8 protein-coding genes and 4 tRNA genes are annotated in these 12,017 nt (G+C 41.9%); 4 read left to right on the top strand and 8 right to left on the bottom strand.

What is annotated here, in order from left to right:
- Positions 1-7: 7 nt before the first annotated feature.
- Together MusilaSJ_RS08690 and MusilaSJ_RS08685 are read left to right on the top strand one after the other, a co-directional pair.
- Entirely contained in the window at positions 8-1,135 is a 1,128-nt protein-coding gene (locus MusilaSJ_RS08690; protein ID WP_274989598.1) for an acyltransferase family protein, read from the top strand.
- A 100-nt stretch (positions 1,136-1,235) separates the two neighbouring features.
- Complete coding sequence (locus MusilaSJ_RS08685) at positions 1,236-4,451, top strand: GH92 family glycosyl hydrolase (RefSeq protein WP_274989597.1); 3,216 nt, start codon at positions 1,236-1,238, stop codon at positions 4,449-4,451.
- Between the two features lie 50 nt (positions 4,452-4,501).
- Here MusilaSJ_RS08685 and MusilaSJ_RS08680 read toward each other — a convergent pair whose 3' ends face one another.
- From MusilaSJ_RS08680 to MusilaSJ_RS08665, 4 genes are all read right to left on the bottom strand, one after another.
- Complete coding sequence (locus MusilaSJ_RS08680; protein ID WP_274989596.1) at positions 4,502-5,530, bottom strand: LacI family DNA-binding transcriptional regulator; 1,029 nt, start codon at positions 5,528-5,530, stop codon at positions 4,502-4,504.
- 158 nt (positions 5,531-5,688) lie between these two features.
- Positions 5,689-5,761: transfer RNA gene (locus MusilaSJ_RS08675), tRNA-Lys, on the bottom strand.
- An 86-nt stretch (positions 5,762-5,847) separates the two neighbouring features.
- Positions 5,848-5,920: transfer RNA gene (locus tag MusilaSJ_RS08670), tRNA-Lys, on the bottom strand.
- Between the two features lie 134 nt (positions 5,921-6,054).
- On the bottom strand, positions 6,055-7,077 hold the full coding sequence (locus tag MusilaSJ_RS08665; RefSeq protein WP_274989595.1) for a WD40/YVTN/BNR-like repeat-containing protein: 1,023 nt from the start codon (positions 7,075-7,077) through the stop codon (positions 6,055-6,057).
- A 140-nt stretch (positions 7,078-7,217) separates the two neighbouring features.
- On the opposite strand from MusilaSJ_RS08665, the gene MusilaSJ_RS08660 reads away from it, so the two are divergent.
- Positions 7,218-7,301 (top strand) — tRNA-Leu (locus tag MusilaSJ_RS08660).
- Positions 7,302-7,364: 63 nt separating this feature from the next.
- A tRNA-Leu gene (locus MusilaSJ_RS08655) sits at positions 7,365-7,448 on the top strand.
- Positions 7,449-7,467: 19 nt separating this feature from the next.
- Here the strand turns inward: MusilaSJ_RS08655 and MusilaSJ_RS08650 are convergent.
- The 4 genes from MusilaSJ_RS08650 to MusilaSJ_RS08635 all read right to left on the bottom strand — a co-directional run bounded on the left by MusilaSJ_RS08650 (position 7,468) and on the right by MusilaSJ_RS08635 (position 11,929).
- On the bottom strand, positions 7,468-7,719 hold the full coding sequence (locus MusilaSJ_RS08650; protein ID WP_091163217.1) for a hypothetical protein: 252 nt from the start codon (positions 7,717-7,719) through the stop codon (positions 7,468-7,470).
- A gap of 196 nt (positions 7,720-7,915) precedes the next feature.
- Positions 7,916-8,599 carry a GDSL-type esterase/lipase family protein gene (locus MusilaSJ_RS08645; RefSeq protein WP_274989594.1) on the bottom strand — a complete coding sequence of 228 codons (684 nt, stop codon included), beginning with the start codon at positions 8,597-8,599 and terminating at the stop codon, positions 7,916-7,918.
- A 121-nt stretch (positions 8,600-8,720) separates the two neighbouring features.
- The gene (locus MusilaSJ_RS08640; RefSeq protein WP_274989593.1) at positions 8,721-11,315 is read right to left on the bottom strand and encodes an SGNH/GDSL hydrolase family protein; all 2,595 of its coding nucleotides are present in this window, start codon (positions 11,313-11,315) and stop codon (positions 8,721-8,723) included.
- Complete coding sequence (locus MusilaSJ_RS08635) at positions 11,315-11,929, bottom strand: DUF6712 family protein (protein WP_274989592.1); 615 nt, start codon at positions 11,927-11,929, stop codon at positions 11,315-11,317. Before MusilaSJ_RS08635 ends, MusilaSJ_RS08640 begins: the two co-directional genes overlap by 1 nt.
- Positions 11,930-12,017: the final 88 nt, after the last annotated feature.

Here is a 12,017-nt window from a genome sequence, read left to right as displayed (position 1 = left end):
TGCAAAAATGGCTGCAACAACCGAAAGATTTACCGCGCTTGATGTTTTCCGAGGTATGACCATTTGCTTCATGATCATCGTTAATGCCCCCGGCTCGGGGGCAAACGTATGGTCGCCGCTTGATCATGCACCCTGGATTGGTTTTACACCCACCGATCTGGTTTTTCCGTCGTTCTTGTTCGCCGTTGGTAATGCGCTCAGTTTCTCCAAAAAGAAATTTGAAACTGATCCTGCTTTTATAGGCAAGATCTTTAAACGTACGGTCATCATTTTCCTGTTGGGATACCTCATGTATTGGTTCCCTTTCTTTCATCGGGAGGCCAGTGGCTGGGCATTTAACCCTTTAAGCCATACCCGTATTATGGGCGTGTTGCAGCGGATAGCTTTATGCTACTTCTTCGGCGCGCTGATAGTTCATTATTGCTCGCAAAAAACGGCTGTCATCATATCTGTTGTGCTTTTAATAGGCTACTGGGCTTTCCTGATCTTTTGCGGCGAACCGGGCAAAGAGTATACTATGCTTGGCAATGCGGGCACCCGATTGGATATTATGTTGATGGGCAATGATCATTTATATCATGATAAAGGCGGCCCCATAGCTTTTGACCCCGAAGGTTTACTCAGCACCATGACTGCCATTGTGAATGTAATTGGCGGTTACCTGGCCGGAGCATTTATTCAGCGTAAAGGGAAAAATTATGAATCATTAGCAAGATTGTTCATGTGCGGGGTATTATTGATCGCCGGCTCGCTATTCTGGGCGCAGTTTTTTCCCATCGCCAAAAAACTGTGGACAAGCTCGTTTACGCTGCTTACCATTGGTATCGATCTTTTACTATTAGGCTTCATGGTATTTGCCATCGAAATAAAAAAGATTAAAAACGGAACGAACTTCTTCCTTGTTTTCGGTCGAAATTCATTGGCTATATATCTGTTGTCGGAGCTGTTGCTAACAGTATTTCAAACCATTTGGATAAAACCACAGCTAAGCTTTTATGATTGGATAAACCAGGTGTTTTATCAAAAGATCTTCCCCGGCGCATTTGGTACATTGGTATTTGCACTTTGTTATATGATACTTTGCTGGCTGGTGGCGTACATGCTTGATAAGAAGAAGATCTATATTAAAATATAGTTCGAAGCTGAATGCATAAGGCTTAAAGCTGAAAGCTTTTGAGAATTCTGTTAATTATACTATAGTGATTTTGAATAAATTGGTCCGCTTTATTTTTTTCTTGACCGGAATATTACTGGGTGTCAATCTGCAAGCTCAGCAAATAAACCATCTTCATTATGTTGACCCGTTTATTGGCACTACTGTAAGTAATGTGCTTACCAAATGGGGGAACAATGGCGGCTGTTATCCCGGAGGGGTTGCTCCGTCAGGATCAATGCAATTAAGTCCGGAAACACGGGTTGTAGGTGCCCGGGGATATAATTATGCTGATAGTTCAATTTATTACTTCAGTTGCCTGGGACATATGGGTGGTTTCCCGAAAGGGTCGTCGGGGCGCCTTTACATAATGCCGTTGAAAGGTGGTGCCAATTTTGAGGCCGGTAAATCAAGCCTGCGGTTTTCGCACAAAAAGGAAACCGCCAGACCAGGCTATTACAAAGTTTATTTTGATGATCAGCAGATCACGGCAGAAGCTACTGCTACCACAAGAACAGGTATCTTCCGTTTTACTTTCGATGGGGATGCTAATCCGCAAATTTTTGTCGGTGACGGTGGTGAGATCCGGGCTATATCTGATAAAATAATCCATGCTTCAAACTTCAATGCAGTTATAAATTTTAGCGAAGGATATACAGATAAAAAGGAGGTTAAGGGGGGCTGGCTTTTCTCCTTCCCAAAAGCTAAAACAGGCGTTAAGATGATCACTTTAAAGTTAAGTAGATCATCGGTAAGCAGTAATAGCGCACAGTATAATATTGATAAGGAAGCAGGGAATTTAAGTTTTGATGAAATATGTGCGAGAACGAGCCGTGAATGGGCTAAATTACTGTCTGTTGTAGACTTAAATGACAACAACGAACAAAATAAAACAGTGTTTTATACGGCGCTCTACCACTCGCTGCTGTTGCCCTGGGTTGCCGATGACGCTGAAGGCAATTATCGTGGCAGCAATGGTAAAATATATAAAAAAACAGGGCAAAACCAGTATGAGGCTTTTTCTCCATGGGATACATTCCGGTCGTTACATCCATTGCTCACTTTGCTATACCCGCAAAAGCAACAGGATGTGATCTTGTCTATGTTGGATATTTACAAGCAAAGTGGTCACCTGCCTACCGAAAGTATGACGGGTAACCATGCCATTCCTATCATTGTTGACTCATATCTAAAAGGCATTAAAGGTTTTGATAAGGACTTTGCTTATAAGGCGATGAAGAAAGATCTTGTTGATGGACCTTTCGTGCAATCGGATATGGAAGTGTACCATCAAAAAGGTTATGTTCCCTTCACTAAGCCCGAATCTGTTACCCGTACGGTTGAATACGCCTATGATGATTGGGCCTTATCACAATTTGCAGATAAGGTGATGAATGATAAGCTGACTTATCAGTTATTATCAAACAGAGGTTTTAACTACCGCAATCTTTTAAATAAGGACGAACTGTTTATGCTTCCGCGTAATGGCGATGAATTTAAGCTTCAGCCCGGCACGTCGGGTTATAAAGAGGGCGACAAATGGGTGTATTCATATTTTGTTCCCCAAAATGGTAAAGACTTGATTAATATGACCGGCGGCAATGAGCAGTTTGCCGCCCGTTTGGATTCAGCTCTTCGCAATAATGTTATCCTCTTTGATAACGAAACTGTTTTTCACTTACCTTATCTGTTTAACCAGGCCGGCAAGCCATGGTTAACACAAAAGTGGATGAAAGATATCATGCTCCATAGGTTCAACGCTACTCCCGGCGGTTTGCCCGGTAATGATGACCTCGGTTCAACATCCAGCTGGTATATTTTCAGTTCACTGGGGATTTATCCGGTGTGCCCGGGCAGGCCGCTTTATGCTATCGGCGCGCCATTGTTTAAATCTGCAACCCTTTATCTGCCAAATGGCAAAAAGTTTGTCATTAGCAGTAATAATTCAGTATTAAAAAATAATTATGTACAATCGCTGCGGATAAATGGTAAGGCCTGGCAGCAGTTGATCCTGCCGCATTCGGTATTGATGAGCGGGGGCACGATGACTTTTAACATGGGTAAAGAGCCGGGTAGCTGGCCCGCGAATAAAGATCCGATTGTACTTTCAACCACACAAAAAAACACCGCTTTTAACATAGTGAATTATTCTGTCAGTAAAAAAAGTGTGGTACCGGATGAACCGCTTGTAATAAACTTCAAACTTAAAAATACGGGCGGCAAGGGCATTAAAACAGTAAAATTGTTGGTTGAGGGAAAGCCCTACGCTTATAAGAATTGTTTGGTGGAGCCGGGACAAACCCTTCAGGACTCTATTGTGTTTCGCCTTTACCCGGTAGGGAAATCAATACTGAAACTTGATAACACAGTTCCGTTTATAGTTGAGGTAAAATTGCCTGAAAAGCCCCGGGAGCGTCCGTTCGAAATATCCGGGCTGGAGGTAAAGCCGATGATCAGATTAAAAGAAAATCAGCAAATCAGATACATGATAAAAAATACCGGCGGACTTAAGCAAACCTTTATTATACCGGTAATTCTAAATGATTCGGTTGTTTTTAATGATAACATCAAACTAAATACGGGTGAGGCTAAAATCATCAGCCATAATATAACAGTCACTCAAAAAGGATTTAAGTACCTGAAGATTGATACCGCTAAAACTATATATATAGTTTATGAAGACGGCATAGAATCCTTATTGCTTGATTTCAGGTCGATTGTTCCTGGCAAGGCGGTAACTGATAGTTCGGGATTTCATAACAACGGGAAGATTATTTCAGGTTCATTAGCAAATAATAAAGACCGGCTGTTGTTTGGCGACAGTACTTATGTGGAAGTTGCAAACTCACCGGCTTTGAACAATATGGGCGAATCCATTACCATGATGGGATGGGTTTACCCAATGGGCAACGAGAAAGGCCTGGTTGATATTATTACCAAAGGTGACAACCATGTATTGCAAATGACCGATAACAAAACCCTTACCTTTTTTGCCGGCGGATGGGGCAGAGGAGATTGCACCGTAAATCTTCCTGTCGACTGGCAACAGCACTGGCATCACATTGCGGGCATATGCAATGGCAAAAAGCTGTATGTTTATATCGATGGTGTTTTGGCCGGAACTACGCTGTTAGAGGTAAGCGCCGATTTATCCGTAAACAACAAATGGACATTAGGCCGAAATGAAGAGTTTCCATCGGAACGCGTGTTTCATGGCTATATAAACAGGGTAAAAGTATTCAAAGCTGCATTATCTGTTAACGATATCAAAAATATCGTGTCCTCAGAAAAACAGTAAGCCGGCGTCAGAAAGGTCTGTCTACGGTTTAAGAACGATATTAACAATCTCTAACTGGCTGTTGATGCCCTTGCTATTAATTGCGATGGCATTATCAGTTCCTGCTTGGCTTCATTAAGCCGCCCGGACAGGCGGCCGAAAAGGATTTCCGCTGCTTGCTTCCCCATATCATATGCAGGTTGTAAAATAGTAGTAAGCGATGGATTAAGTATGGCCGCGGTAATTTGATTGGTAAAACAAACAACTTTTACATCACGGGGGATTTGTAGTCTCAGTTCATCGCAAGCCAGATAAGTTGCGGTAGCCAACTGCTCAACTGTAGCTATGATGCCATCGGGTTTAACGGTTGCCAAATGCGCTTTGATTATATTTACATTTTCGTCGGTATATTTGTTGGAGCAGGTTACTATTCCTGCATCTTTAACTACAAACCCATTGTCACTTACAGCATCACGATATCCTTGTTCGCGGGCGGTTAAAATAGAAGGATAGCCGCTGATGGTAACCAGTGAGATGTTTTTACATCCGGCTTGCAATAAGTGTGTGGCCGCGTTGTAAGCGCTGTCATAATCATCGGTTACTATTTTATCCGCAGTAATATCCTCGCATACCCTGTCAAAAAAAACAATGGGGATACCTGTTTCCTGTAATGTTTTAATATGTCCGGTATCCTGGGTGCTGCTGGCTACGGACATAATGAGACCATCAACGCGTCCGCTGGCCAGGTCGTTAAACATGGATGCTTCCCGCTCATAACTGTCATGGGTAAGGTAGATCAGCGCATGGTATTTTTTTGGGGCGACAATACTTTCAATGCCGTTAATGGCCTGGCTAAAAAAGCTGTCGGCAATTTCGGGTATGATGATGGCAATAGTATTGCTGCTTTGTTTGCGGAGACTGGCGGCATAAGCGTTTGGTACGTAATTTAAACGCCTGGCGGCTTCCATTACCCTCAGTTTGGTTTCAGGACTTATATCATAGCTGTCGCGCAGCGCTTTGGATATGGTTGCGGTAGAAAGGCTAAGCTCTTTCGCAAGCGTTTTCATATTCACCTTATCGTTCTTATTACCGCCGGTCATTTTTAGGATTGGTTGTGCTTAATTGTGGAGCAATATAACGAAAAAGATGTTCAGTAGTTCGGCGCAACTCAATCTGAACGGAAGAACGGTGTTTATATGTTAAAACAATATCGGGCACGGGTTTAAATGAGAAAAGGCACAATTTCTTGCGCCTTTCGTGATCCCGCTGGGACTCGAACCCAGGACCCCAACATTAAAAGTGTTATGCTCTACCGGCTGAGCTACGGAATCATTCTTTAAATTTTCGCTTACTAAGGCGGGGCTGTTTAAAGGCAGCTTTTGTTTTTAAATAAAAAAGCCTCTTTTCAAAGGCTTTGTGATCCCGCTGGGACTCGAACCCAGGACCCCAACATTAAAAGTGTTATGCTCTACCGGCTGAGCTACGGAATCATACTTTTCAACTTCTTTGGTTCGGTTAACCGTTTCTGTTTAAAGTGGTGCAAATATAGGGTTCTTAATTATTCCCTGCAAGCTATTTTTTAAATTAATGTTAAGCTTTTTTTAAGCTGTTAAAAACCAGTAAACTACAATTTTAGAACAGCTATTTTACCGCTATTTCCGGCTAATAATACAAGTTTACCGTGTTTTGCCTTACGGCAAACGTTAAAGCTTGTGCTGTCGATTTGCTTCCACGTTTTGCCTCCGTCTGTAGTAATGTTGCTCCCGGGTGTGCCTGTGGAAAGAAATACCCCGGATTTTATGTACTCAACACTTGATTGAAAACCTGCCGGCCCTGTTTGTGGTGGTGTAAATGTAAGGACAGGGCGAACCGCCTCGATAGTTGCCACCGAATCTGTTTTTTTATCATTGGCATAATCACCCCCGACAATGATACCGGCATTTTGCCCTATCGATATTGAAAAAGCGCCTTCACTGCTTTTTCCATGTGTAAGCGGAAGGTTTGAATACTGCCATTGATCATTGTAAGGCTGCAAGGAAATAAGCCTGGCGTTGCTACCCCCTGAAACGATGTATATCGCCTCTTTGCCCGATACTCTCAGACATGTGCCACTTGCGGCAAACGATGCCTCTCCCGGTAGTGCATCCGGGGCATTTTTCGACTCGTTCCAGGTTTCACCGCCGTCTTTGGTTTCCAGTAATAAAAATTTATTGTTGATCGGGTCGCCTAAGATGTAGCCATGAAGGTTATCGGCAAAATCCATGGCATCTAAAAAATAGGTGGTATCTGTTTTTCGATATTTTTCATGCCAGGTTTGTCCGCCATCAATTGTTTTCAAGATGAGGGACGGCGTGCCCGAACTCATGATCACTGCTTCCTGATCATTAAATGCTTCGATATCCCGAAAGTCGGATTTTTCATATCCCTTTATTTGCTGCCAGTTCCAGGTTTTGCCGCCGTCGTTAGTCTTGGCGATGTATCCTTTGCTGCCGCTTATCCATGCCGTATTATCATCAACTACAGATAAACCACGGATACTTGTTGGCTTATCCTGCTGTAAAACGGTAATAGTTTGTGCTTTCAGGACAGAATTGAACCACAAAGAACAAAATAGGGTACCTGAAATAAAAATGCGGTTTAGCTTCATTACGTTTGATATAAAGTGTTTTATAAAACCTAAGTTAGATTTTCAAAGCTCGTTAAACAACATAATATTGATTTTTTAATTTATTAAGTTGCAATTTGCCGGAAACGATTATATTTGCACGCTTGTTAATAAAACGATAAGCCCGGATGGCGAAATTGGTAAACGTTGCGGTCTCAGAAGCCGTTGAGAATTGTCTCTTGAGAGTTCGAGTCTCTCTTCGGGCACACCTTTTTTAAAGTAAGAAAAATTAGAATGTGAGAATTGAAAGATTCTCACATTTTTTAAAAGCCCAGGTGGCGAAATTGGTAGACGCACCATCTTGAGGGGGTGGCATTCGTAAGGATGTACGAGTTCGAATCTCGTTCTGGGCACACCTCTTAAACAATGTATTTAGGATCTCTTCCCCTCTTTTAATCCACGGACTTCCTGCTGCAATACATTAACTTGTCCTTCCAGGACTTTCAGCCTGATCTCGTTGATCCTGCTTTGTGTTTCCTGCGATGAGCGAATATCTTTAATGTCGCCTTTCAATTGGAAGTAGCCTGTCATTACCGAAACAACAATACTTACGGTGCTGGCTATGGTGACTATCATATTCTTTATGGTAATGCCCCTGATCTCTCTGTGTTCAAATGTTGTCATGATGTAGATATTATAAATTGGTTGGGAAATGCGCGGGTATTTTAATTGCTTGCGCTATAATGGTGGTGGGTAAAATCGCAAAATCCCCGTGTGAAAAAATAAAACGACTGATAATATTTTTTAACGCGATTTTGATACGCGCGGTAAATCTAAAGCCCAAAAAAGGATTTAATCGGGCTTAAGATTCAAGAGACATTTAATTAACAAAGCCTTTTATAAGCCTCCGCCAATTAAAGTATCCGACTTGATTAAGATGGATACCATCCAATGTAAGATCGGGGTCTATCTTATCTCCTTTTAGGAACTCGGGATACAAATTAATAAACGTCACATTAGAACTATCGCAAATACTTTTGGCAAACCTATTATACCTTACAATTTTTGTATTTAGAGTATCTAAAGATGTAGGGAGAACTGATTCAATAAAGATACCTGTACCCGGTGATTTAGCTTTTATTAAGTTGATCATTGTAACAAGATGGGCGGTAACAGTATCTGTATGTATCGCATATCTAAAATCATTTATCCCAAATTCAATAAAAAGCTTCTTGGGTTTACGATAAATCAATCTATTAATTACTTGTATACCATTTTCAGATATACTGCCAGCAAACCCCATGTTCTTAACACATGGATTATTAAATCCTTTTTCAACATCAAACCCTTCTGTAATGCTTGTTCCTAAAAAAATAATCTCATTTTTATTAGGCTTTGATTTTAAAAAATTCAACCAGCGCTGTTCGGTATCAGCGGGCTTTAGGGGGTGGAAAAACAGCCAATTGTCATAATATAGCCGTTTACCTACAAAAAACAATACAAATAAAATATTGATTGATAATGAAGCTATCAGTAATCTTCTTTTAAACTTATTATTAAACATTAATTATCTATAATTCTTATGCGAATTTATAATTATAAATTAAGTTAATGTTACTTCTTTAAACATGATTTGTACGACATGAGAATAATGTAAAAATCAATCGGTTGGAGAACCATACAGCTTATGCTAAAGTTACTTGTTTCCATGCCTGCCAGGAACCAGACCATCCTACCCTTACGTATTCATTTGTCGCGGTGTCATAAGAAGACAATGTTTGTTTAACGGTACCGATACTCCCTTTATGAGTTATTACCATTCCATTAATCGGCCACCCATCAGAGGATGAAACATAATCAGTACATATCCCTGTTGGAAACGCAGAGGGGAGTTTAGAAAGTGTTATTCCACTCGGAGTGCCGTCATAAACAAGAGTAGTTGGAACAGGGGATAAAATGTAGAAAGATTGCCAACCCGATATTGACCATCCGACACGAACGTATAGTTTTCCGTTATTAGTTGCATCGAAAGACGCTAATTCTTGCCTATACATATCATTACTAAGATGATGAGTTATAAGAAATCCATTTATAGGCCATCCGTTAGACGATTCAACATATTCGTGTGTAATGCCTTTGCTATACGCTGCTGGTAACGCTGAAAACAAACGTCCTGATTGCCCAGCATCAACAACACTATTACCTCTGAAATATTCAGGGAATAAAACATCAAATGTCTTATTAGCCATTGCTACATAAAGAGGATCTTGCGGGTGAACTAATTCGTTGGGTAGTGATACATTTATGGCCGTTAAGTAATCCTGTCCATGTACACTATCCTGAAAAATACCATATATATCCTGAAAAACACATTGATGTTTCCTCGCCAATGCTCTTAAGCCATTATTAACAAGCTCATTAAAAACCTGTCCTTGATGTCCATTAGCATCATCTGTCGTTGGATTTTGCGATTGAATAATAATGGCTAAATGCTGATAATCAAACCCCGTTGTACTCCTGATGGTAGACAGTCCAGTATCCAATCGGCTTAAAAAAGCAGTAGCATTAGCTTCAGGAGTACCTCCAACCCACGAATCATTGATGCCCCAACGTAAAATATACACATCAGGATTTTGGGCCAAATCTGTCGTTAAAGAATTCGATAGCCAATAAGTAGTATTTTGACCACCTGCACCACTATTAACATAAGTTACGTTGTTAATCCGATTATTTAAAGTAATCTGATTGAGAAGTGTATCCGGGTGATATGTATTTGAGCTTGCACCAGTTCCCGCAGTTGTACTATCTCCTGAAAGAATTACCTTAACAGCTGTTTTAGCTAATAGCTTTTTATGAAATGATGATAAATACTCCTCACCAAATACTCTTTGATATTTATCGGCATAGCTATTTATCTGCTGTTTAAGATAGGTAGTTTGCTTTAAAATCCTAACATCGCCATCTATAGCTACCCCGTTTGTATTATCAAAAGCAGTAACCAAGAAATCACCCTTGTCAAATATTCTCTTATTGGCTGCCAAAGCAGCATTCACCGCCCCCGTATCATCCGCCACCCCATCCCCCACAGCCCCATAATCAACCCGAAATGATTTGATCTGCCCCGATGGTTCAGATGAGCCGCCCCCACTACCACCTGAAGGCGCATTAATCCAATGCAAATCACCATCGGCATTGCTATTTTTCGCTAAGATCTGCCCGCTCACCCCTCCCGAAGGAATCTTAAATAAACCGGTAATTTGAGCCTGCAGCTTCCCTAATGCCTGTAAAATGCTATCGGTTGCTGATATTGCCGAGGCACTCCCGAATCCGATACCTGTAAGTACAGCGTTTAAAACCCTTGATACCGTGAAATATTTGTTTGTCACGCCTTCGGGTACAGCATCGGTAGTACCGGGCGACGCGACAATTTGGATGTATGCCGATCCGCTCCACCTGTATTCATTGTTGGTATCGGTAGTGATATAGATCTTTCCGGTTTCCCCGGTCGCCGGTAGTGATGCATAATTGGCAATCTCCAGCACATCATCAACATAGCCGGGGAGCTGGGCTGCCGCAATCTTTCCGCTGCCATCTAAACCCGCGTAGCCGTTGGGTGTGTTTTTGTTCGCAATTTCCTCAAATTGTACGCCTGAAACTATCAATGAAATTCCGCTGCCCCAGATACCAGCGGTCTTGGGGCCGAAAAAGTAGTAAGAGGAGGTATTGATATAAAAATCGCCGTCGGCACCCAGGCTGTTTGCCGGATTGGTTGTTCCGTTTAATATGGTTTTGCCGTTTGTACCATTGGTTCCATCTGTTCCGCTTGCCCCTTGTGGTCCCTGCGGACCTGTTTGCATGGAGAATACCTGGTTCCATGCCCCGGCGGTCTTTTTGTAAAATATGCCGCTTACGGTGTTTATAAATGTATCGCCATTATTACCGGCTGACGTACTGGGGCTGGTTGTACCATATAGCACGGTGGTATCGGTGCTGCTTCCGGTGGCTATGGTGTAAACAATTGTCCAAACACCTGCTACTTTTTGCGCAAAGGAGCCTGCTGCAGTGTTTATAAACACGTCCCCGTTTTTACCGCTTGTGTTTTGTGGAAGCACCGGACCGAAGGATAGGTTAGCTCCGGCGTTTAGTCCTGAATTGATAAATTGAAGCAGGGTGGCAAAATCGAATTGATAATCGGCATTATTGCTGATCAGGATTGATCTGTCTGCGGTATTTATAGTTTCTGCTATCGGGAGCTCGCTTATTTTTTTATCGTTCGCCATCAGTTTAAAAATTCGGTTATTGGTAAATTGTAATTGTTAATTGGGCCCGGATAGTTGAAATCAGTCTTGTCGATACCACGGATCCGCGGACCGGACTGGCGGCTGCTTTTATTCTTTTCGTTGTAGCGCCAAAGCGGGAAGTTTTCCTGGTTATCTCTTAAAAACTTTTCTGTATCATTGGCATAAGCATTGGCTATACTGCGCTGCTGCTGCACCAGTTTTACAATCTCGGGCGATGAAAGCGCGTCGCCGTTATCATGACGTTTAATTACCGGGCCGGTTGCAGTGTAGTGTACAGCGTCGTTTTCAATAAAGCGGGCAAAGGTGAAATAAACCAGGGCGGGAGCGAGGCCTTCGTATAATACGATGCGGCCATACTCGTCAAGATATTCGCTGCCGTTTAACAGGTCTTTATAAGCCTGCGGCGCATCATTTTTTATAGTGCCGTCATCATTGCAATAGGTTATTAGCTGGTAGTACAAAGCATATCCTAAAAATGGTTTTAGGTCGAGCTCCTGGGCCTTTTTGATAAATACTTTGAGCCGTTCGGGTTTAATGTTTACGTTAATATCTTCATATTGCTGAAATATGGTTTGATTAATTAAATAGATCATGGCATGGCCTCCTAACTCCTGTTAAGGGATTTGAAAATGTTATTTACGATTGTGTTGATTGACCTGGAAGTGGGAGTCTCAAGTCGGA

It is taken from the genome of Mucilaginibacter sp. SJ (genome assembly GCF_028993635.1).
Lineage (GTDB): Bacteria > Bacteroidota > Bacteroidia > Sphingobacteriales > Sphingobacteriaceae > Mucilaginibacter.
This window is presented reverse-complemented; position numbering and strand designations above follow the sequence as displayed.